At 42.5% G+C, this 22,036-nt stretch carries 25 protein-coding genes, 1 other RNA gene and 1 pseudogene; 16 read left to right on the top strand and 11 right to left on the bottom strand.

Features of this window, described 5'->3' with window-relative positions; genetic code table 11:
• The 6 genes from C7H79_RS14155 to C7H79_RS14130 all read right to left on the bottom strand — a co-directional run.
• On the bottom strand, positions 1–895 hold an 895-nt coding region (locus C7H79_RS14155), incomplete at its 3' end, for a tyrosine-type recombinase/integrase (protein WP_106707887.1).
• Between the two features lie 192 nt (positions 896–1,087).
• Positions 1,088–1,448: a transfer-messenger RNA gene (ssrA, locus tag C7H79_RS14150) on the bottom strand.
• A gap of 92 nt (positions 1,449–1,540) precedes the next feature.
• A complete protein-coding gene (locus C7H79_RS14145; RefSeq protein ID WP_106707886.1) occupies positions 1,541–2,188 on the bottom strand; it encodes an HAD family hydrolase in 648 nt (215 codons plus the stop codon).
• A gap of 27 nt (positions 2,189–2,215) precedes the next feature.
• Positions 2,216–2,923 carry a bifunctional 2-polyprenyl-6-hydroxyphenol methylase/3-demethylubiquinol 3-O-methyltransferase UbiG gene (gene ubiG, locus C7H79_RS14140; RefSeq protein WP_106707885.1) on the bottom strand — a complete coding sequence of 236 codons (708 nt, stop codon included), beginning with the start codon at positions 2,921–2,923 and terminating at the stop codon, positions 2,216–2,218.
• Between the two features lie 10 nt (positions 2,924–2,933).
• On the bottom strand, positions 2,934–4,274 hold the full coding sequence (locus tag C7H79_RS14135; RefSeq protein ID WP_106707884.1) for a TRZ/ATZ family hydrolase: 1,341 nt from the start codon (positions 4,272–4,274) through the stop codon (positions 2,934–2,936).
• 75 nt (positions 4,275–4,349) lie between these two features.
• On the bottom strand, positions 4,350–5,024 hold the full coding sequence (locus tag C7H79_RS14130) for an OmpA family protein (RefSeq protein WP_106707883.1): 675 nt from the start codon (positions 5,022–5,024) through the stop codon (positions 4,350–4,352).
• 524 nt (positions 5,025–5,548) lie between these two features.
• On the opposite strand from C7H79_RS14130, the gene C7H79_RS14125 reads away from it, so the two are divergent.
• From C7H79_RS14125 to C7H79_RS14075, 11 genes are all read left to right on the top strand, one after another.
• Positions 5,549–6,208, top strand: coding sequence for an ABC transporter ATP-binding protein (locus C7H79_RS14125; protein WP_309477331.1), 660 nt, complete (start codon positions 5,549–5,551; stop codon positions 6,206–6,208).
• A 19-nt stretch (positions 6,209–6,227) separates the two neighbouring features.
• A complete protein-coding gene (locus tag C7H79_RS14120) occupies positions 6,228–6,971 on the top strand; it encodes an ABC transporter permease (RefSeq protein WP_106707881.1) in 744 nt (247 codons plus the stop codon).
• 19 nt (positions 6,972–6,990) lie between these two features.
• Positions 6,991–8,352: a GldG family protein gene (locus C7H79_RS14115; protein ID WP_172592454.1), complete on the top strand. Its 1,362-nt coding sequence runs from the start codon at positions 6,991–6,993 to the stop codon at positions 8,350–8,352.
• Positions 8,349–9,206: a DUF4340 domain-containing protein gene (locus tag C7H79_RS14110; protein WP_106707880.1), complete on the top strand. Its 858-nt coding sequence runs from the start codon at positions 8,349–8,351 to the stop codon at positions 9,204–9,206. Before C7H79_RS14115 ends, C7H79_RS14110 begins: the two co-directional genes overlap by 4 nt.
• 14 nt (positions 9,207–9,220) lie before the next feature.
• Complete coding sequence (gene mutM, locus C7H79_RS14105; protein ID WP_106707879.1) at positions 9,221–10,051, top strand: bifunctional DNA-formamidopyrimidine glycosylase/DNA-(apurinic or apyrimidinic site) lyase; 831 nt, start codon at positions 9,221–9,223, stop codon at positions 10,049–10,051.
• Positions 10,052–10,121: 70 nt separating this feature from the next.
• Entirely contained in the window at positions 10,122–10,934 is an 813-nt protein-coding gene (gene proC / locus C7H79_RS14100) for a pyrroline-5-carboxylate reductase (protein WP_106707889.1), read from the top strand.
• A gap of 45 nt (positions 10,935–10,979) precedes the next feature.
• Positions 10,980–11,555, top strand: coding sequence for a YggT family protein (locus C7H79_RS14095; protein WP_106707878.1), 576 nt, complete (start codon positions 10,980–10,982; stop codon positions 11,553–11,555).
• Positions 11,556–11,565: 10 nt separating this feature from the next.
• Positions 11,566–11,856 carry a DUF167 domain-containing protein gene (locus tag C7H79_RS14090; RefSeq protein ID WP_106707877.1) on the top strand — a complete coding sequence of 97 codons (291 nt, stop codon included), beginning with the start codon at positions 11,566–11,568 and terminating at the stop codon, positions 11,854–11,856.
• A 33-nt stretch (positions 11,857–11,889) separates the two neighbouring features.
• On the top strand, positions 11,890–12,345 hold the full coding sequence (locus C7H79_RS14085) for a SixA phosphatase family protein (protein WP_242447310.1): 456 nt from the start codon (positions 11,890–11,892) through the stop codon (positions 12,343–12,345).
• A gap of 46 nt (positions 12,346–12,391) precedes the next feature.
• Positions 12,392–12,946, top strand: coding sequence for a pseudouridine synthase (locus C7H79_RS14080; RefSeq protein WP_106707876.1), 555 nt, complete (start codon positions 12,392–12,394; stop codon positions 12,944–12,946).
• Between the two features lie 287 nt (positions 12,947–13,233).
• A complete protein-coding gene (locus C7H79_RS14075) occupies positions 13,234–14,424 on the top strand; it encodes a DesA family fatty acid desaturase (protein ID WP_106707875.1) in 1,191 nt (396 codons plus the stop codon).
• An 86-nt stretch (positions 14,425–14,510) separates the two neighbouring features.
• On the opposite strand, the gene rpmG is transcribed toward C7H79_RS14075, so the two are convergent.
• From rpmG to radC, 3 genes are read right to left on the bottom strand one after another with little or no spacing between them, the layout of a single operon-like run.
• Positions 14,511–14,666, bottom strand: coding sequence for a 50S ribosomal protein L33 (gene rpmG, locus C7H79_RS14070; protein WP_106707874.1), 156 nt, complete (start codon positions 14,664–14,666; stop codon positions 14,511–14,513).
• Positions 14,667–14,699: 33 nt separating this feature from the next.
• A complete protein-coding gene (gene rpmB / locus C7H79_RS14065) occupies positions 14,700–14,936 on the bottom strand; it encodes a 50S ribosomal protein L28 (RefSeq protein ID WP_106707873.1) in 237 nt (78 codons plus the stop codon).
• A 57-nt stretch (positions 14,937–14,993) separates the two neighbouring features.
• A complete protein-coding gene (gene radC, locus C7H79_RS14060; RefSeq protein ID WP_106707872.1) occupies positions 14,994–15,668 on the bottom strand; it encodes a RadC family protein in 675 nt (224 codons plus the stop codon).
• 225 nt (positions 15,669–15,893) lie between these two features.
• Between radC and coaBC the strand changes: the two genes are divergently transcribed.
• Together coaBC and dut are read left to right on the top strand one after the other, a co-directional pair.
• Positions 15,894–17,120 carry a bifunctional phosphopantothenoylcysteine decarboxylase/phosphopantothenate--cysteine ligase CoaBC gene (gene coaBC / locus C7H79_RS14055; RefSeq protein WP_106707871.1) on the top strand — a complete coding sequence of 409 codons (1,227 nt, stop codon included), beginning with the start codon at positions 15,894–15,896 and terminating at the stop codon, positions 17,118–17,120.
• Positions 17,107–17,556 (top strand): dUTP diphosphatase, encoded by a 450-nt coding sequence (gene dut / locus C7H79_RS14050; RefSeq protein ID WP_106707870.1) that lies wholly within the window; start codon positions 17,107–17,109, stop codon positions 17,554–17,556. The genes coaBC and dut overlap by 14 nt, the downstream gene beginning before the upstream one ends.
• A gap of 207 nt (positions 17,557–17,763) precedes the next feature.
• Here the strand turns inward: dut and ffh are convergent, their stop codons facing one another.
• Positions 17,764–19,113 carry a signal recognition particle protein gene (ffh, locus tag C7H79_RS14045; RefSeq protein ID WP_106707869.1) on the bottom strand — a complete coding sequence of 450 codons (1,350 nt, stop codon included), beginning with the start codon at positions 19,111–19,113 and terminating at the stop codon, positions 17,764–17,766.
• Positions 19,114–19,249: 136 nt separating this feature from the next.
• Here ffh and C7H79_RS14040 point away from each other — a divergent pair, with 136 nt between their 5' ends.
• Entirely contained in the window at positions 19,250–20,092 is an 843-nt protein-coding gene (locus C7H79_RS14040) for a cytochrome C assembly family protein (protein ID WP_106707868.1), read from the top strand.
• Positions 20,093–20,300: 208 nt separating this feature from the next.
• On the opposite strand, the gene C7H79_RS14035 is transcribed toward C7H79_RS14040, so the two are convergent.
• Positions 20,301–20,495 carry a hypothetical protein gene (locus tag C7H79_RS14035; protein WP_147383618.1) on the bottom strand — a complete coding sequence of 65 codons (195 nt, stop codon included), beginning with the start codon at positions 20,493–20,495 and terminating at the stop codon, positions 20,301–20,303.
• A gap of 1,068 nt (positions 20,496–21,563) precedes the next feature.
• Between C7H79_RS14035 and C7H79_RS14030 the strand changes: the two genes are divergently transcribed.
• Together C7H79_RS14030 and C7H79_RS19015 are read left to right on the top strand one after the other, a co-directional pair.
• Positions 21,564–21,764: a hypothetical protein gene (locus tag C7H79_RS14030; protein ID WP_106707866.1), complete on the top strand. Its 201-nt coding sequence runs from the start codon at positions 21,564–21,566 to the stop codon at positions 21,762–21,764.
• A 66-nt stretch (positions 21,765–21,830) separates the two neighbouring features.
• A pseudogene (locus C7H79_RS19015) lies at positions 21,831–22,036 on the top strand (transposase); the annotation flags it as partial.

Here is a 22,036-nt window from a genome sequence, read left to right as displayed (position 1 = left end):
TTGCTTGAAAGGATAGGGGAACAAGGTGGGTTTCGCGCATTTTCATGCGTTGTGCAGGAATGTTCCATTCAGCTTTGTCGAAGTCAATTTCTGTCCATTCTGCATTGCGTAGTTCACCAGGGCGCACAAATACAAGGGGTGCAAGGCGTAGGGCGCACTTAGTCACAAAGTATCCTTGATAAGCATCTATAGCACGAAGTAACCCGCCTATGGCCTTGGGATCGGTAATTGCTGCATGATGGCTTTGCTTGACTGTAGGCAGTGCTCCACGTAGATCAGGTGATGGGTCGCGTTCAGCGCGTCCAGTGGCTATAGCATACCGAAATATCTGCCCGCAATTCTGGTGTGCCCTATGTGCTGTTTCAATGGCACCACGTGATTCAATTCTACGTAATACTGATAGTAATTCCGGGGCTGTAATGCTGATAATAGGTTTTCTGCCTATCCATGGAAAAATATCACGTTCCAGCCGCCGGATGATTTTATCCGCATGAGAAGGCGCCCATTCTATTGAAAACTTGGTAAACCACTCACGTGCTATTTCCTCAAAAGAATCTACGGCGGGTAGTCCTTCAGCTATGCGCCTATCGGCTTCCAAGGTTTTGGCTTGCTGTGCTTTATTTGCTTTGCGTACATTGCTTGGATCAGTGCCTGCTGCTACCAACCTCCGTGCTTCATCTGCTTTACCACGCGCTTCTTTTAATCCGGTATCAGGATAAATACCGACAGAAAGAGTTCTACGTTTACCACCGATGCTGTAATCTAATCGCCACCAGCGCGAACCGTTTGGCTTGATCAGTAAATAAAGTCCATCACCATCATTTAAACGAAGCGTTTTATCGGTTGGTTTGCTATTGCGGATGGTTAAATCGGTTTTGATTAAGTGGCGAGCCATTGCAGTAACTCCTGAAAATATGCAGTAACTTTTTAGAATAAAACCAGTAACACACTCTGTTACTGTATATGTTACTGCAAATTATACTGGATTTCGCTGTTTGTTGCTGGATTTCTATGGACAATAAAAAGGCTATAATCACTGTTTTTAATAGTTTTTATAACCTTTCTAGGATCTTCTCAGATCATTTGTTGGTGGAGACGGCGGGAATCGAACCCGCGTCCGCAAGCCCTCTACAGACAGTTCTACATACTTAGCCATGTTATTTGATTTAACCTGGCAACCGCCAACTGGCGGGCTGATGACAGGCGAGTCACCTTGCGTTTAGCGTTTTATAAAGTGACCCTATACAACGCGATCCTCGTTAGTAACTCTGCTGTCTGTTGCCAGACCCGGCGTTGAGGCCCACCGGTGCAGAGGCTAGCCGAATTAAGCGGCTAAAGCGTAGTTTTCGTCGTTTGCGACTATTGTTTTCAGATGGATTTACGAGGTAATCTGATCCTCGGTATGCCCTGCGCTGCTTTGCAACCCACGTCGAAACCTGATCGTCCCCGGTATTCGTTTTGGTAGTGCTTATGATGGTGATGAAACCAGAAAGTTCAAGTCCTTTCTGTTGGGTATTCTAACAGAATTATGGGAATTACTTTATAGATGAGCCAGCAATTCTTCAGGATGATCGATCAGATGTTGGGCACCCCAGGTTTCTGGTGGTTGATCATTGCCCAGATAGCCATAACGGGCAACGATGGGCTGCATGCCAGCTGCCAGACTGGCCTGGACATCGCGAATGTCATCTCCCAGATAAATGCAGTGAGGGGGGGAGACGGTCATTTTCTCGCTGGCGATCAGGAGCGGTTCAGGGTGTGGTTTGGTGTGGGCGGTTTCGTCGCCGCATATGACACAGGCGACTCGCTGTGCTAAACCAAGCGTTTTGATTATGGGATGCGCAAAACGCGAGGGCTTGTTGGTGACGATTCCCCAGGGTAAGTTCATTGTTTCCAGTTGATTCAACAAGGCTTCAATGCCTGGAAACAAACAAGTGTCGTGACACAGACGTTGAGTGTAAAAATCCAGAAATTCCTCGCGCATGGATTCATAGCCATTGTCGCCGGGCTTGATATTGAAGCCGAGCTTCAGTAATCCGCGCGCGCCCGCCGATGCCACGGGACGGATCTGAGTAATTGGCAGTTCGGTTAAACCGCGCGCGATTCGCTGTCGATTCAGGGCATGGCCGAGATCAGGTGCGGTGTCGGCCAGTGTTCCGTCAAAATCAAAAAGAACAGCTTTAATCATTGAGTACGAATGTGAAGTCAACGTGAGTTAGTTGCGATATGCCATGATGTAGTTGACGTCGGTATCATTTTCCAATGCATAAATTTTGGTGAACGGGTTATACGTCATACCGATCAGTTTTTCATCGGATAGACCGGCATTGCGCGCCATACGCGCAAGTTCGGAAGGCTTGATGAATTTGGCATATTCATGCGTGCCGCGCGGTAAGAGATTTAAAATATATTCTGCGCCAATAATGGCAAATAGATAGGATTTCGGATTGCGATTGATGGTTGAAAAAAAGACCCAGCCATTTGGTTTCGCTAATTGCGCGCAGGAACGAATAACGCTCATGGGGTCGGGCACATGTTCAAGCATCTCCATGCAAGTGACAACATCATAGTGCTGCGGTTGTTCTATCGCCAGAGATTCTATGGTGATTTTGCGATAATCAACATCATGGCCGCTTTCCAGCAGGTGCAGCTTGGCAACCTTAAGCGCTTTATCACTGAGATCGATACCGGTGACGTGCGCGCCCACCGATGCCATGCTTTCGGACAGAATGCCGCCGCCACAACCGACATCCAGCACGGTTTTTCCTGCTAGCCCTTCAGTCAGATCATTAATGTAGTTAAGGCGTAATGGATTGATATCGTGTAGGGGTTTAAATTCACTGTTCGGATCCCACCAGCGGTGAGCAAGTTGGCTGAATTTTTCGAGTTCCAGCGGATCAGCATTGATACCGTCATTTTCCATGTGTGTTCCTTTATATCGATTGTTTTGACGTTGTCGCGATACGTTCTTGCCAGATGGTTGTGCGATATTGTAGTTCAGTCTGGTCAAGTGTCGTCAATTGTTTATCGTCCAGCAGCATTCTACCATTTGCCCACACATGACTCACATGCTCGCGACTTGCGGCGTAGACCAGATGTGAGATTGGATCATAACAAGGGGTAAGATTAATATTGGAGAAATTAATGGCTGTGATATCAGCTGCTTTCCCAATGGCCAATGAACCAGTCAATTTACCCAACCCCAAAGCATTTGCACCGTTCAAAGTAGCCATTTTCAGCACTTGATGGGCGGGGAGGGTATCAGCTCGTCCACTGCTGGCTTTGGCCAGTAGTGCCGCTAGGCGCATTTCTTCAAACATATCCAAACGATTATTGCTGGCGGCGCCATCCGTGCCAAGTCCGATATTAACGCCTTGATTTACTAGCGATGAAATGGGTGCAAATCCACTCGCCAGTTTCATATTGGATGAAGGGCAGTGAGCAATGCTGCAATCATATTGCTGCACCAGTTTAATTTCATGATCGGTCAGGTGCACCATATGCACGGCAATCAAGCTGGGACTGAGCAATCCCAACTGTAGCATGCGTTCAAGAGGCCTTATTCCATTTAATTCCAGACTGATGCGAATTTCATCCTGTGTTTCATGCAGATGGGTATGAATCGGTGCATCGAGTTGTTCTGCATAAGTCAGGATGCTACTGAATGTTTTGTCGCTGACGGTATAAGGTGCGTGGGGGGCAAAGCAGAAGGATAGCAGCGGATCATGTTGATACCGGTCGCGCAATTCCAATCCTTTGGCCAGATAATCATCGGCATCGCTGGCATAAGGTGTCGGAAAATCAATGACAATCATACCGATAGCGGCACGCATTCCTGAATTTATTGCGGCTTGCGCACAGGATTCCGGAAAAAAATACATGTCATTGAAACAGGTAATGCCCCCTTTGATCATCTCGGCACAGGCAAGCTGAGTGCCGTCGAGTACAAATTGTGCGTTAACATGCTGATTTTCAGTCGGCCAGATGTGTTTATTGAGCCACTCCATTAAGGGTAGATCGTCAGCAAGTCCCCGCATGAGCGTCATGGCTGCGTGAGTGTGCAAATTGATCAATCCTGGAATTAATGCGTGATCACTCAAAGTGAGTGTTTGTTGTGGCTTGTAGCGTTGATTGGCGTGCGCTATTGGAAGAATGTCTTTGATGATGCCACGGTTAATTGCAATAGCATGTTGATTGTATACAATTTCAGCAGGTTCAACAGGAATAACCCATTTCGCTTCAATTAAAGTATCAATTTCTTCCCGATTATTCATGTATTAGATAATAAGTAAAAAAAAGCCCTGCTGGAATGAGCAGGGCTTTTTTAACAAAAAATAAATTAATCTGGCTTATCGGGTTCCTGCTACTTCAATTTCAACCCGACGGTCAGGTGCCAGGCATTCAATTAACGCTTTAGATCTTTTCTCACCAACACAGTTGTTACCAGTCACTGGATTGGATTCGCCTTTACCGTCAACAAAGATTCGACTTGGGTCAATGCCTCTTGAAACCAGATGGTCTTTAACCGATTCTGCACGACGTAGCGATAATGCTTTATTGTATTCATCTGATCCAATACGATCAGCATAACCTACAGCAATGATGAGGTCATATTTTACCCCTTCTATGCCCGTAACAAATTCATTAAGAGACTGGACACCGTTGGGTTTTAATTTTGAGCTATCGAAATCAAATAAAGCATCGGCAGAGAATGTAATTTTTTCAGGCGCAGTTTTAACGGGTGCTGGCGCTGGTGCTTCTGCCACTACTTCCGGTTTCTTGAGCAGATCCGGATCACATTCGTGAATTGCCATGGCTGGTGTCCAATAGCTGGTGCGCCAGCACAAACCGGTTGCGTTTCTTGCAACCACACCACGGGCATCAATACCGTAAGCTTCCGGTTTGGTTGCCGCCGTACTTGACGATTGATCAGTTTTTGCTTCTTGTGCCAAGACAGCACCAGAAAACATTGCTGGTATAAGAACCATTCCAATAAGAGTATTTTTGGCTGATATTTTTTTCATGATGTTGTCCTTTTAATGAAAACTATGTGTCTGAGAATTCTATCGACAATGCAAACAAATGCTTTACCATTACAATCGAAAGTCTTTGCTATTCTACTACCTAGAGCTTATTAGTGTTCAATTATCAGATTGTTTGCATATTATCGCAAATTAATGTGTTGTTTAATTGCAACAAAATCTTGTTGTAAATTGAAGTGAAGTTAATTGATTAGCATATTTAAACGATATAAATCATGGAGTTTTAATTTCGGAAAATGAATGAATGTGTCGACGAAAAAGATAATATTCTTTGTTTTGTTTGTTATTGTAGCAACTGGCCCAGAATCGGTGAATCCATGATTAGGCCGAAATATATTACCTATCGCACAACTTGGATTGTGTGGTCTCGTAACTAGATAATACCCGTGTTAAAGATTCGTTATGCGGACATTGAATGATAGGAACTTGCTTGTATGGTTGAGGTGACGAAGTTGATAACTTTGTCGACACAGAATCTGTGTCGTAATTTTGGGAATCATACAGCGGTGCATAATTTTAACCTGCAATTGAGGCGCGGAGAGGTGTTAGGGTTGCTCGGACCCAATGGTGCTGGTAAAAGTACAACCATGCGCATGCTGACGGGAAATCTTGCGCCAACTAGCGGCAGCATAGAAATCTGTGGCATCGATTTATTGGATAAACCGCTAGAAGCCAAGGCGCATTTGGGTTTTTTGCCTGAGGTTTCCCCGTTATATTTCGATATGACGGTAGATGAATATTTATTGTTGGTTGCCCGATTGCATCGGGTGGAAAAACAATCAATGCAAGAAGTAATGAAAAGTGTGAAGCAACGTTGTGGTCTGAGTGATCAGAGTCAAAATTTGATCGGGACGTTATCCAAAGGTTTTCAACAACGCCTGGGTATTGCGCAAGCAATTATTCATAATCCGGATGTGATTATTCTTGATGAGCCAACGGTTGGCCTTGATCCCAATCAAATTCTAGAAATAAGGCAGTTAATCAAAGAACTAAGTGCAACGAGTAGTGTTATTTTATCAACACATATCTTGCCTGAAGTTGAAAATGTTTGTGACAGAGTACAAATCATGCATCAGGGGACGGTAGTTTTTGATCAAACTATGGCCGAGTTGCGACAACAAGACACTAATCTGGGAAACCTATTTACGCAACTTACACAATCATGAATAAACAGGAATATTTACCGTGTTAGTGACTATTATCCGTAAGGAATTAAACATGCTGTTTATTTCTCCCTTGGCTTGGATAATGCTGGCACTGATACAGTTGGTGTTCGCGGGCTTTTTTCTGGTGCGATTGGATGCTTTTCTTGAGATACAATCACAATTACTGCAAATGATCAATTCTCCGGGAGTTACGGAGACTATTCTCTCTCCTGTTTTTGCCTTGGCAGCAATTGTTTTGTTGATGATAACTCCGGTATTATCGATGCGTTTATTGGCCGAAGAACGTCGTAACCGCACCTTGACTTTGCTGATTTCTTCTCCAGTTTCCATCACCGATATCGTATTAGGTAAATTTCTTGGTTTAATGATTTTTCTTGCAATCGTGATTATGTTGATAGTCGCATTATCGATTTCATTGCGAACAGGCGGTGTGCTGGATTGGGGGTTGATACTCAGCAACACGTTAGGATTGTTTTTGGTGACAGCGTGTTTCTCAGCGCTCGGTCTTTATGTTTCAAGCCTGACGGCACAACCGGGGATTGCTGCAGTTGTTTCCTTGGGGGTGTTATTAGGATTGTGGATGATCGATCTGGTTGCGAGTGAAACAGGTGGTTGGATTCACTATATTTCTCTGTTGAAGCATTTTAGATATTTTAATCAAGGCTTGATTGATACCTTTAGTGTGGCCTATTTTATATTGTTTATCGTGACCTTCTTAGTGCTGACAATTCGTCGCCTGGATGGAGAACGGTTGCATGGGTAAGTAAATTTGATGATAGGTTATGATCATGCTGAATAAAGAACTACGCAGGCACTACCGAATACAAAATGGCGTATTTATCATTTTGATATTGTTACTGGTCATAGTGCTTGGTTTTTTCGCAGCACAATATCGTTTTCAATGGGATGTCAGTCAGAATGGGCGAAATAGTCTGAGTGAAACCAGCATTGAAATTGTACGGAAATTGCAGGGTCCGGTACTAGTAACGGCCTATGCAACTGAACAGCATGCACAATTAGGTGATATACGAAAAATTATTGCCGACTTTGTTGCGCTTTATCAGAGAATTAACCCAGACCTTTCGTTGACATTTATTGATCCGGTCGAACAACCCGTACTGACACAGCAAGCTGACGTGAAGGTCAATGGTGAGTTGGTAATCAAATACAACCAGAGAACTGAGCATCTAACTAACATCAACGAGCAGGCATTTTCCAATGCTTTGATGCGTCTGGCGCGCGCAGAAGATAAATTAATTATGGCGTTGAGTGGCCATGGAGAACGCAAGCTCGAGGGGGATGCCAATTACGATTTAGGCGAATTTGGCAAATATCTTCGCACCAATGGTTTTAACAGTCAGACGTTGAATCTTGCGATTGAACAAGATGTTCCCATAAATGCAAACGTATTGCTGATTGCTTCGCCCCAGACTGATTTGTTTCCGGGAGAAGTGGATAAGGTGCTGAATTATATTGATCGAGGCGGTAATTTATTGTGGTTGGTTGACCAGGAATCTCTACGTGGATTATTGCCGCTGACAGAAAAATTACGTTTAACACTAACGCCGGGTGTTGTTATTGATCCTCAAGCGGAACAACTTAAAGCACCGATTACATTTTCGCTGGGTGCAATTTATGGACGGCATGCAATAACTAATAACTTTAATTATATTACGGTGTTTCCCTATGCGCGCCAGATTACGATAAATGAAAATGAGGACTGGCGCAGCGTCGCATTGGTTGAAGTGGCTCAACAGGGTTGGATTGAAACCGGTGATCTGAATGGAAACATTACTTTTGATCAAGCGACTGATGTGCCCGGTCCGGTCAGCATAGCGGTTGCATTGACACGCAATATCAGGGATCGCGAACAACGTATTGTCGTTGTCGGCAGTGGGCACTTTCTAGCCAATACGTACCTGGGAAATGGCAGTAATCTGGATTTTGGCATTAACCTGGTTAACTGGTTGACTGGTGATGAAGAATTAATTGTGATACAGCCACGTGCAACGATGGATGATAGTCTGATGTTGAGTGAATCAGAGCTTGCTATGATTGCCGTCGGTTTTCTTGTGTTACTGCCTGCATTTTTCCTGGTAACTGGGCTCGTTATTAGGTGGCGTCGTAGAAGAATAGTAAAATGACTTATCATGCCCGTATTAATCTGATTATGTTTGTTACCCTTGCTGGTTTGGTAGTATTTCTCTACTTTAGACCACAGTCTGATGCAGTTCGGGAATATCCGATTTCTACCACTGCGGTTGAAGCGGTGCAGAGTATGCGCATTCTAAATAGGCAGCAAGAAATTGTTCTCAAGCAATCGAATAATCAATGGCGAATGATAGAACCGATAAAAGTGAGGGCAAATGAGGAAAAAATCGGCGAAATTCTGGAAATTTTGACTGCAAGTAGTTACCAACGTTTGGTGCTAGAAAATCTGGATCGTTTTAGTCTGAGCCGACCTTATCTTCAACTGTATATTGATAAAGCGTATTTCGGTTTTGGCGGGTTCTCACCGACAACTAACCAGCAATATGTTGCGGCCAATGGCTTTGTTTATTTGGTTTCACCGCGTTATGGGCTTGCATTGTCGGTAACTGCCAGTGATCTGATTAACTCGGAATTGCTGGCGCCAGATGAAATTCCTGTCAGGTTTGAAATGGATCTATGGACAGTGGAACTGCAAAATGACAAATGGCGTATCATCAAACATTCTGCTGACGATGGATTTGACGATAATAAAGTAATAAGATGGGTCCAATTGTGGCAAACTACTCAAGCGGGAGCGCTGAAATTGCAGGATGAGCTTGATGCTGATTTTGCCGAAATGGGTGCTATACAAATCACTACACAGAATGGGAATATAATCAGCTTTAATATTCTGCAGAATGAATATTCGCTAGTGCTGTTACGCATGCCGGAAGGAATTGGATACCAATTTTCAATTGAAGTGGGACAGCAATTAATTGATCCAAGTACAATATTGTTAAATCAATAAATTTCTGAACACTGATGCCGGAATTACCAGAAGTTGAAACAACCTGTCGTGGCATTGCTCCGCATTTGATCGGCAAAGTGATCGCAGACGTTATTATCCGTAATTCAATGCTGCGTTGGCCAATACCACATGATTTGCCTGAATTATTGTCGGGGCTGACGATTCAATCCGTGGCACGACGGGCTAAATATCTGTTGTTGGACTGTGATAGAGGGATGCTGCTTCTTCATTTGGGAATGTCGGGGAGTTTACGTATTTTGCTGCCAGAATTGATGCAATCACCAGAATTGCCACGGAAGCATGATCATTTTGATTTAATTCTTAATGATAAAACTATTCTTAGGTTGCACGATCCGCGCCGCTTCGGTGCGGTGCTATGGCATACGGGGAATATTATGCAGCATCCGCTTCTGAAGAATTTGGGCCCGGAGCCGTTGACTGCAAATTTTAATGCGCAACATTTATATGAAAAAACCAGAGGGTTGCGTGCGTGTATCAAACAAACTTTGATGAATAATCAGGTAGTAGTTGGTGTTGGTAACATTTACGCAAATGAGGCTTTGTTTCTGGCCGGAATCAATCCCAAAGTAACCGCTGGGAGAATAGGAAGAGGGCGCTATGAAAGATTGGTTCAATCGATTAAGCATACTTTGCATCTGGCGATAGAAGCTGGAGGCAGTAGCTTGCGCGATTTTGTGCATAGTGATGGAAGCACAGGGTATTTTCAGCAGCAATATTGGGTTTATGGGCGTAGTGGTAAACGTTGTAAACAATGCACAGGTGTGATTAAACAGATTAAGCAAGGCCAACGCTCCAGTTTTTATTGCCCAAGTTGTCAGCATTGAAGGAAATTATTTAATATTTGCAGATTCCTCTGTTTTACTGGTGGATCAATCAACTTATTACAAGGTTAATATGAATATTACGTTCATTGGTGGTGGCAACATGGCTTCTGCATTAATCAGCGGGTTGTTGCAGCAAGGCTTCGCAGCGGAACAATTGCAAGTGGTGGAAATTAATGCAGAAAGTCGTGAAAAATTAAAACTGGAGTTTGGTGTTTGGGCGACGCATGATCTTGCTGATGGGATCGCTAAGAGTGACGTTGTTTTATTGTCGGTGAAACCGCAGCAGTTGTATGAATTGGCTCAGGAGCTTGCGCCTTTGCTGAGGGATCAATTGATGATATCGATTGCAGCAGGCATTCGCGCATCAGATATTATGCGTTGGCTGGGTGATTATGGAAGAGTGGTGCGAGCTATGCCGAGCACGCCTTCGCTTGTGCGTTTGGGTGTTACTGGCCTTTATGCAACTTCAAGCGTGAATGAGCAGGATAGAAGAAATGCCGAGTCGATTCTGGCTGCAGTTGGTTCGACACTGTGGGTGGAAGAAGAAGAAATGTTACATGCAGTAACTGCAATCTCCGGTAGTGGGCCTGCTTATGTTTTTTATTTTATTGAATCCATGCAGCAGGCAGGGATAGAATTAGGGTTGACACCGATTCAAGCTAGACAGCTCAGTTTGCAGACTTTTGTAGGTGCTAGCAAGCTGGCTAGTATGAGTGATGAGGACGTGGTTACACTACGCGCCCGGGTGAGTTCTAAAGGTGGCACTACCGAACTGGCAATTCAGGCTATGGAAGAAAGTGATATTAAGTGTAAGATCATGGCTGCCATTCATGCTGCAAGTGTTCGTTCACATGAGATGAGTGATGAATTCGGTAGAAAATAAGGTTGTAAAAAACAACTGCCAATTATCGTTTTTTGGGAAATAACTATGTCCAATCAGATTCTTGTTTTTCTTCTTGATACCATTTTGGGGCTGTTTTCTTTGGCGTTGTTGTTGCGCTTTTATTTTCAATTGTTGCGAGTACCTTACTACAATCCGGTTTCGCAGTTTCTGATCGCGGTGACTGATTTTATTGTAAGGCCTGCACGTCGTATTATCCCCGGTTGGGCAGGTATTGATTTATCTACACTGATGCTTGCCTGGTTACTTGAATGTATTGTTGTGACCAGTGTTTATGTGATGCAGGGTTATGATTTTGAAGTTAATATTATGACTTCATCGGGAGTGATCGGGCTGTTGGCCATTGTTGAGATTATTAAAACAACACTTTATATCATTTTGCTGATGATCATTGTGCAAGCCGTTTTGTCATGGGTTAATCCAAACAGTCCGTTGGCACCACTGTTGGATAGTTTTACCCGTCCATTTCTCGCTATTTTTCGTAAACATATTCCACCAATTGCGAATGTGGATTTGTCGCCGTTGTTTGTGCTGATTTTGATTCAGGTACTGTTAATGCTAGTAGCAGGAGTACACATGGAAATTGCTGCGATGCTGTTATAGCGCTTCGCAAGTGAGTTGGTATCGATACGATGAAGCACATAATCTTGTTTTAACCCTGCATATCCAGACCGGTGCAAAAATTACTGAAGCAGCGGGCTTACATGGGGATGCACTTAAAATAAAACTCGCTGCTGCACCTGTGGAAGGCAAAGCTAATTCTGCATTGATTAAATTTATTGCGTGGCATTTCGGCGTACCGATGAGACAAGTGATATTGAAGCAAGGCGATAAGTCGCGACGTAAAATAATCATGATTCATCGGCCTATACATAGTCCGGAAGCGTTATTTAATATTGTGTAAGGCTAGTCCAATGACTGATGCAACTAATAAAGAATGATGGATTTGATTTTATGGCGTCATGCAGAAGCTCATGATGGTTTTCCAGATGCTGCCCGTAATTTGACCGAGAAAGGGTTAAATGACGCGAAACGTATGTCTGATTGGCTTAGATCTAGATTGCCGGGAAATACTAAAGTAATAGTAAGTCCAACTCAGCGTACACAGCAGACTGCAATGGCACTTAGGTCAGACTTTATAACGGAGACTAAAATTGGTCCAGGTGCCAATGTTCGCGACATTCTTGCTGTAGCTGATTGGCCTAATGTTCAAGGTGCGATAGTAATCGTCGGTCATCAACCAACATTGGGGAATGTGGCCAGTTATCTGATTCCAGATATTCCTGCTGGATTGAGTATGAAAAAGGGTTCTGTCTGGTGGATTCGATATCAGAAAAATGAGAATAGATTTGAACCAGTGTTGTATTCGGTGATCTATCCTGAAATGATATAAATAAATTGAATTTGCATATTATGCCTGTTGATGATGTAAATGCGAAATGTCGAGGATAATTCTGTTTAATAAGCCCTATGGCGTGATTTGCCAATTCACGCCAGTCGTTGGGTATCAATCATTACAAGATTTTATACCTTTTCCGGATTTTTATCCGGCAGGAAGATTAGATGCCGATAGCGAAGGATTAGTGCTGTTAACTGACAATGGTAAGCTGCAAAATCGAATTTGCAGTCCTAAGTTTAAACTAAATAAAACATACTGGGTTCAAGTGGAAGGTAAGCCGGATGATATTGCTCTGAATGCATTGCGCCGTGGCGTGGTTCTCAAGGATTTTAAGACGCAGCCCTCTCAGGTAAACCTGATGGATGAACCCAGCATTCTTTGGCAGAGGATACCGCCCATTCGTTATCGCAAGAGTATTCCGACTACTTGGTTAACCTTGACTCTCAGGGAAGGTAAGAATCGACAGATAAGACGGATGACAGCGGCTGTATTTTTCCCTACACTGAGATTAATCCGCTATGCAATTGGTCTGCATACCCTGCAAGGTATTTTACCAGGAGAGTGGCGCATGGTTGCTGATCCTGATTTAGACTAGGATAAGGATAAATAAATGCATTAAAATTTACGCTGATCTTTTGGTGGAGAATGAATTTATTCCAAAAAATCAGAGTGTGATGAGCTATTTGATTAGATTAATATTTCCTTTCCGACAATTGATAGTGTAATATTTAACTTGATAAGTTATAAGCACGAAGAGAAGCGACAAGGTATAAATTGGATTGTCGCTATACATAATAAATTGATTCATTTAATTGAATGTTGATGTGGATTTTTAGTGGATAGGCCTAGGTCGTACTTGGCCTTTAACAGGGTGATAACTATATGATTTATGATTTTCTTAATTTAATTTCGGGTGTGATTGATATGCCGTGGTGGGGGTATGTTGCTATTACTCTGGTTTTTACGCATATTACAATTGCTGCAATTACAATCTATTTGCATCGTTATTCGGCTCACAGAGCTTTGGAACTACATGCAGTTCCGAGTCATTTTTTTCGATTCTGGCTATGGCTAACAACAGGAATGGTTACGAAGGAGTGGACAGCAATTCATCGCAAGCATCATGCAAAGTGTGAATCTAAAGATGATCCGCATAGCCCCGTTATTTTTGGTATCAATAAAGTATTGGCTGAAGGTTCGGAGCTATACAGAGCAGAAGCAAAGAATGAGGAAACTCTCAAAAGGTATGGCTATGGTACTCCTGATGATTGGATAGAGCGTAATGTATATACAAAGCATAGTGCCAAAGGTGTTGCGCTTATGCTGATTATTAACGTGATTCTGTTTGGACCAATTGGGATTACTATTTGGGCAGTTCAAATGTTGTGGGCTCCTATTTTTGCTGCGGGTATTGTTAATGGCGTTGGTCATTACTGGGGATATCGTAATTTTCAAGCAGAGGATGCCAGCAGAAATATTGTTCCTTGGGGTATTTTGATTGGCGGCGAGGAGTTGCATAATAATCATCATGCATATGCAACGTCTGCGCGATTATCTAATAAGTGGTACGAGTTCGATATTGGTTGGATGTATATACGAATTCTGGAAACGATGGGACTTGCAAAGGTTAAAAAAATTGCTCCTAAGTTACGTATTGATCAAGCTAAAACTCAATGTGATTCAGATACTTTGCAAGCTGTTATTTCTCACCGCTATGAAGTTCTTGCGAAATATACAAAATCATTAAAAGCAACTTTTGCAAAAGAAATGATTCACTTGAAAGAAGCAACCGCGCAATATGGAGTGGATAATTCTACCTTGAAGCGTTGGATTCTGGCTGACTCTAAATCTTTGCAAGATCATGAACGTGAGAAATTAATTCAGGTTCTTAGTAATGCTAAAACTCTTGATAAAGTCTATACCATGCGAGAAGAATTAGCTCAAATCTGGCAACGATCCACTGCAACAACTGAAGAATTGGTAAAACAGTTGGAAGACTGGTGTCGGCGCGCGGAGGAGAGTGGGATTGAAGTATTGAGAGTTTTTTCTCAGAGATTACGGTGTTACGCCTGATGTCTTGAATGGGCAAAAAGAGAGATTATGTTTCAATAAAAAACCCGCAGATGCGGGTTTTTTATTGAATAATGTTTGTAAAATTCTTATTTGAGTTTTGTTTCTTTATATAAGACATGTTTACGTGCAACAGGGTCAAACTTCATGAACTCCATTTTTTCTGGTTTAGCCCGTTTATTCTTGGTGGTTGTATAAAAATGTCCTGTTCCAGCTGAGGATTCAAGTTTCACTTTTTCACGCATAACGATAACTCCTTTGTTAACCTTGAAAGGTTTTTAAACGTTTTTACCTTCCGATCGCATTTTTACCAACACTGAATCAATACCATTTTTATCGATAGTACGTAATGCAGCGTTAGTTAATCGCAGTTTTATCCAGCGATTTTCGCTCTCAACCCAGAATTTTCGATGTTGCAGATTAGGTAAAAAACGTCTTTTGGTTTTATTATTAGCGTGAGAAACATTGTTACCCGACATTGGTTTCTTGCCAGTTACTTCGCATACTCGTGCCATATAGCGCACTCCAGAATTCTTTAAAAGGGGAATTATATCCTGATTTGGGGTCTTTGCTCAAATTAAATCATGCTCTGCAAATGAAAGAGCAGTACCGTTACCCACAATGAAGTGATCCAACACTTTGACATCAATTAGAGACAACGCTTGTTTCAAGGATTGGGTTAATATTTTGTCAGCATGACTGGGTTCAGCAATGCCAGAAGGGTGATTGTGGGCAAAGATAATTGCAGCTGCATTATGAAATAAAGCGCGCTTTATAACTTCTGTGGGATAAACACTGGCTTGTGTTAAAGTTCCGCTAAATAGTTCTTCTGTAGCAATTGTATGATTTTTTGCATCAAGGAAAATACCGATAAACACTTCATGTTGTTTGTTTGCTAAACTCAGCCGTAGGAAATCTCGAACCAGTTTGGGTGAATTCATGGCATTGCCGCACTTTAGCTCTTCGCCTAAGGTGCGGCGAGCCATTTCTAGTACTGCTTGCAATTGTGCATATTTTGCGATACCCATTCCCGGAAGTTGACAGAAATTTACCTGACTAGCTGCAAATACATTGGTTAAGCTACCGAAATGCGAAAGTAATTCTCTTGCGAGATCCACGGCACTTTTCCCGGTGATCCCGGTACGTAAGAAAATTGCCAGTAGTTCTGTGTCAGAAAGTGTTGAAGCGCCTTTCTGTAGCAGTTTTTCACGTGGCCGTTCAGATAGTGGCCAGCTCGTAATTGCCATAAAATATCATGAGGTTCTCAGTGATGTAAAATGTGTTTGTAATCTAATTGTTATTAATTTTAATTATTGATTGAAGTGTAAGCTTGACAAGCCATTCATAATGAATTGATAGCGGCATCTGAATGTTAAAATTGAGCCGAATGGGCAGGATAAATATTCATTTTGCCGCAGATTTGATAGTTTTATCGTTTTAGCAGATTAAATTTCATAGAGATATTATTTGTAATGAAAATAGGTGCATCTACTGTATCAAAGAAACGCTTGTTGTTGGGTGTGACCGGAGGCGTAGCAGCTTACAAAACGGCAGAATTGGCGCGCTTATTAACTCAAAATGGGATTGATGTGCAAACAATAATGACTGAAGCAGCTTGTCGTTTTATAGGTCCGGCGACTTTCCAGTCAGTGACGGGTAACCCTGTCTACACTGATTTGTGGGAAACCAATACTGCTCATGATATGGCACATATCAACTTATCCCGTAGTGCCGCCATGATTTTAGTGGCACCTGCCAGCGCAAATTTTATTGCCAGGCTTGCCAATGGGTTGGCAGATGATCTGCTATCGACATTATGCTTAGCAAGAAATTGTTTGCTCCTGATAGCACCGGCAATGAATCGGCAAATGTGGGAGAATCCAGCAACGCAGCGTAATTTGTCATTGTTACGCCAGGATGGTGTAAAAATAATCGGTCCGGCCAGCGGAGAGCAAGCTTGTGGCGAAATTGGAATGGGCCGCATGTTGGAAGTAAATGAACTAGTAGAAGCAGTACAGGTAGCTTGCCAAATGGATACATTGTTGCTGGGTAAAAATATTTTGGTGACAGCAGGGCCTACATATGAGGCGATTGATGCTGTCCGAGGAATTACCAATAAAAGTTCTGGAAAAATGGGATATGCTGTAGCCAAGGCTGCATTGGAAATGGGCGCAAAGGTTACTTTGATTTCTGGGCCCACATGTTTGCCGTCGCCTGCGGTTGACAAGTTTATTCCGGTAGTAAGTGCTGATGAAATGTTGCGCGCAGTGCAAACAGAGGTATCACAGATCGATATCTTTATTAGTGTCGCTGCAGTTGCTGACTATCGTGTAGCAAGCATCTGTCTACAAAAGCTAAAGAAACCTATTAATAATCTATCGATAGAGTTGATTCCCAATCCGGATATTCTTATGACGATATCCACATTACCCAAGCCACCATTTTGCGTTGGTTTTGCAGCAGAAACACAAGATCTAGAGAAGAATGCGGCAGTGAAAAGAAACAAGAAGAAGTTACCTTTACTGGTTGCGAATCTGGCTCAGGATGCAATTGGTTCTGATGAGAATGAGTTAATTTTACTGGATGACGATGGCAAACATATTCTTCCCAAAGCAGCAAAAATCGAGCAAGCTCGGCGTTTGATGAAACATATTCATTTACTGTACAACAACAAACTTAAGAAGAATGAAAAGAATTGATATTAGAATTCTCGATGATCGTTTAAATGAACAATTTCCTGCGTATGCTACGCCAGGATCGGCAGGTTTGGATTTGCGTGCGTGTATCGAACGACCGATGACGATCAATCCGGGGGGGACTAATCTTATTCCAACTGGTATCGCAATGCATTTAGCTGATGCTGGATTGGCGGCGCTAATATTGCCTCGCTCTGGATTGGGGCATAAGCACGGAATTGTATTAGGAAATCTGGTGGGCTTGATTGATTCTGATTATCAAGGACAAATTTTGGTTTCCTGCTGGAATCGTGGCCAAACAGCTTTTTGTCTTAATCCATTAGAGCGAATTGCACAACTTGTGGTGGTTCCCGTGATTCAGGTAGAGTTTAATCGGGTAGACAGTTTTGAGCAGAGTCATCGCGGTGAAGATGGTTTTGGCAGTACAGGAAAGCATTGATACACCGTCTTTTGTTGTTTTTTTGAATACCTCTGCGGTGGTATTCTGAATATGGCTAATATGTGACTCCAGATCAACATGGATTGTGATCACTTGGGGTCGACGAAATATGATTGTAAATGAATATGAGATAGCACTCGATGAGAGGGATAGCGGCTGGTGCCCGAGATACTAGTCTCATATGAAGTCTGTAACAGTATGGAAATCTTAATGAAGACGTGGCATCATTCCTTTGATTCCGCGCATCATTTTAGCCATTCCGCCTTTGCTCATCATTTTCATCATTTTCCGGGCTTGCTCAAATTGTGCCAGTAAGCGATTAACTTCTTGTACCGATACTCCTGCACCTGCAGCGATTCGACGTTTTCGCGAGGCTTTTAGAATTTCTGGTTTGACACGCTCTTGTTTTGTCATGGAGTTAATAATACCTTCCGTTCGATTGATTATTTTGTCGTCCACATTCACGTTCTGGGCTGCCTGACTGAATTGGGCAGGTAATTTATCCATCAGAGCGCTCATTCCGCCCATGTTACGCATCTGCTGAAACTGCGCCTTGAAATCATTCAGGTCAAATGCTTTACCTGATTTCATTTTCTTCATCAACTTCTCGGCTTCTTGCTGATCTGCGCTGCGTTGAGCTTCCTCAATCAAACCGAGTACGTCACCCATGCCTAAAATGCGAGAGGCCATTCGATCTGGATGAAATGCTTCCAGGCCTGTCAATTTTTCTGCAACACCGGCAAATTTGATAGGTTTTCCCGTGATATGTTTGACTGATAATGCCGCACCACCACGCGCATCACCATCGAGTTTGGTGAGAATGATGCCGGTTAGTGGCAATGCATCGGAAAATGCTTTGGCAGTATTAACTGCATCTTGTCCTTGCATGGCATCGACAACGAACAAAGTTTCAATGGGTTGCAGTAGTGCTTCAAGCTCACTGATTTCCTGCATCATGGCGGCGTCAATACCTAACCGACCGGCGGTGTCAACAATCATTACTTCGTGATGATGTCTGCGTGCATAATCCAATGCGGCTGCACCAATTTCTCCAGGCTTTTGTCCTTCTTGTACGGGGAAAAAATCGGCACCTACTTGACTAGCCAGAAGTTCAAGCTGATGAATCGCAGCTGGACGATAAATATCACAGGAAACCAGTAGCACTTTCTTTTTTTTGTTTTCCATTAACCATTTTGCCAGTTTCCCACTGCTCGTGGTTTTCCCAGCACCTTGCAATCCTGCCATAAGAATAACTGCAGGAGGGACCGTAGCAAGATTAAGATCGGCTTTTTCTCCACCTATGATGGCAATTAGCTCTTGATGAACCACTCCAACTAGAGCCTGCCCTGGAGTCAGACTGCTCATCACTTCATGACCAATAGCCTTTTCTTTGATACGTGCGATGAAATCCTTGACTACCGGTAAAGCAACATCCGCCTCCAGTAAAGCCAGACGAACTTCCCGTAAAGCATCCTGGATATTGTTTTCAGAAAGCCTTGCTTCACCGCGTAATGTCTTGATGACTCCGCTGAGTCGGCTGGTCAGATTGTCAAACATATTTAAACCCCATAAATCAATAAATTGAGAACAAAATGATGATCCATTCTGATAAATATCTGGATCAGCTCTTTGAATTTGCTAATGTGCCATGTAGACTAAACAATTATTTTGGTATATCAAATACGAACTATCAATGACCAGCATTTTAACTTATCTCGCAGCCTTTTTGCTTTATATACTGATTGGTTGGTTTTTCTGGCGAAATACATGTAGTCAAACGGCATCTGAAGCGGGCGATCATGTGTTAGTGAAAGTTACTTGGGGGCATTATGCCATGCTTGTTCCCTTGTTACTGCATGCCATAATACTTTACCAATCCATGTTTATTGGTTCAGGACTTAGTTTTGGTTTGAGCAATGCAATCTCATCCATTGTTTGGTTGACTGCATTCATCTATTGGTTTTCAGGTTTTTTTAAACGACTACAAGGATTGCAAACATTAGTTGCACCCATTGCATGGGCTGCAGCAATCGCTGTATTGTTGCCGCTGATCTTTCCATCCCTGCGTCAGTTAGAGAATACTGAATTGCCTGCATTCAAAGCGCATCTGCTGGTTGCTATGATGGCTTATAGCCTGCTGACAATAGCGGCGTTACATGCATTGTTAATGACAATAGTCGAGCGTCAATTACATCACCCTGCTTCACGCTCAGTATTTACCAATTTGCCGCCGTTGCTGGCAATGGAAAAATTACTGTTTCATATCATTTGGGTTGGATTTGTTTTACTCACATTGACGCTCATGAGCGGTATTGTGTTTTCACAGGAAGTGTTTGGTCAATCATTGACATTTTCACATAAAACTTTATTTGGTTTTATTTCATGGGGAGTTTTTGCGGCGTTATTGGTAGGCAGGCAGTTCTATGGGTGGCGAGGACGTATAGCAATTCGCTGGACATTAGCGGGATTTATTATATTACTATTGGCTTATATCGGTAGTAAGTTTGTGCTAGAAATCATATTAAATCGCTATTAATCAGCTGATTTATTTACTATCAGTTTAAAAAGTATTCTAGATTAGTTACTTTTCTCAAAAATCCTTAATATACTGAGAGGAAGTTAATTTGTAGTAACAGCAGTACGCAGCAATCGCGGCACCAAAATGGCCAAATCAAAACGACGATTGCAGCGATAAGATAATTCTGCAGGATACGGTGTGTGTACTTTGCGTGATTGAATGCGTGCTATGTTCCGCTGAGTGCGGTTTTGCGATTTCCAAGCAGCGTGTTGATCCAGTGAAACTCGGGGTGTTGAACTGCGAGTTTGCCGCTGCCAACAACATGGCGTCCATGTTGCGCAACTATGGGAGTCACAGCCTCGAAACACCATAGACCATCGGATACTGCAAGAGCGCTTATCGCATTCTTGCCTTGTGTCATCAAACAAATCGTCAGAAACCAGATCGTCAGAAGAAGTTTGGTGTTTTCAAATACGTTGCTAACTATTGAGGAGGATTGATAGCCACAATTCAAGCATTCCCATAGTCTACATCGATTATGGGCGCCAGAATAACGAGCTCCACCGCCGCGTAAATATTTCCAATCTTGTGGCCACTTTGATGCAAATTATGCTGCCTCACATTGCTCCTTAGTGCCGTATTGACACAGAAATTCACGCAGTGACATAGCCTGCTTGAAGCTGAATTTTATACATCGCCATTGGTTTTTCCTCTGAATGTGTGTGCATTCTAAATATATCTGTAGATATCTCTAAGTATTGTAACTAATCAGAAATAACTATGACAATGCTTGCTTTTTTATGTGATCAGCTAGGGATTTCAATCGGAGATTGTTTCTATATCCATATGATTTATAGAAATACCAAACAACCTTATCGAATAATATGTCTGTAATAAATTTATTCTATAACCAATAGACTAATGAGTATATCGCCAGCAGTTAACCATGAGTTAATTTCTATTTCATTTCAGTGTTATTTTTAAAGAAGTTTTTTACATTACTCACAAATTCTGTGGATAACTTTGTTAATAACTCTTATGCTCACACGCCAAACCAAAGATTCTCAAGGGTTTTACTTAGACTGACTAATTATTCAACAATTTATTTAAATGCTATTTATTAGACAGTTATGTGGCTTATTTAAAATATGTATAAAGATATTAAAATTAAATTTGTAAAATTATTGAACTGTGGATTAATTGCAAAGTCAAGTGAAAAATATTTTAATAATCGAAAGAATAAAATAACTTTAATCTCTGCGGATTCAATTCCCTGTTGCTTGCGGTGGGGTGCTTTATTAAAATCGATGTTTCCAAACTGACCTTCAATCTTTTTAGTCCATACGCGTCATGCGAAGCAAAGGCTGGGTTCCTGCATCGGTTTGTGCATCCTTCCGCTTCGGTTGTGTTTGATGAAAAATATGAGCGATGCTCAGGCATTGGGCATACTGCACAAAAAAGTGGTGACTGCCAATGAACAAACAGTTTAATGGTTGGGTGCGCGGCAACAAAACCATCATGGACAGGACTGCAAGCGAAAGCGGGTGATCCGTCCAAATTGCGTTTTAGGCAGGCTGATGGTGAATCGCCGCAAGTGATCGCCGGAATAAGTGGAGATATTACGTTGCACGGCTACCAAAACGCTTTAGTGCTACGTATGAGCCGTAATTTTGAGGGCATTAACGGGTAATCTTCCCCTATATTAAAGGTGCAATACAGTAGAATATTCTATCCTAAACGAAGAGGAATTTTACTGATGAAGAGGCAGCGATTTACGGAAAGCCAGATCATGCAGATATTGAAGCAAGCAAGGTGAGGGGGCTGTGGCTGATTTATGTCGAGAGCATGGGATGAGCAGTGCGAGTTTTTATAAATGGCGCAGCAAGTATGGAGGAATGGATGCAGCCCTGCTATTGGAAATGACGGCAATAGCTGAAGAAATCAAACGGCTGAAACGAATGT

Origin of the sequence: Nitrosomonas supralitoralis, from assembly GCF_003011925.2 — a bacterium.
GTDB classification, from domain to species: domain Bacteria; phylum Pseudomonadota; class Gammaproteobacteria; order Burkholderiales; family Nitrosomonadaceae; genus Nitrosomonas; species Nitrosomonas supralitoralis.
Note: the sequence above shows the minus strand (reverse complement) of the source record. Positions and strands in the feature narration are given on the sequence as shown.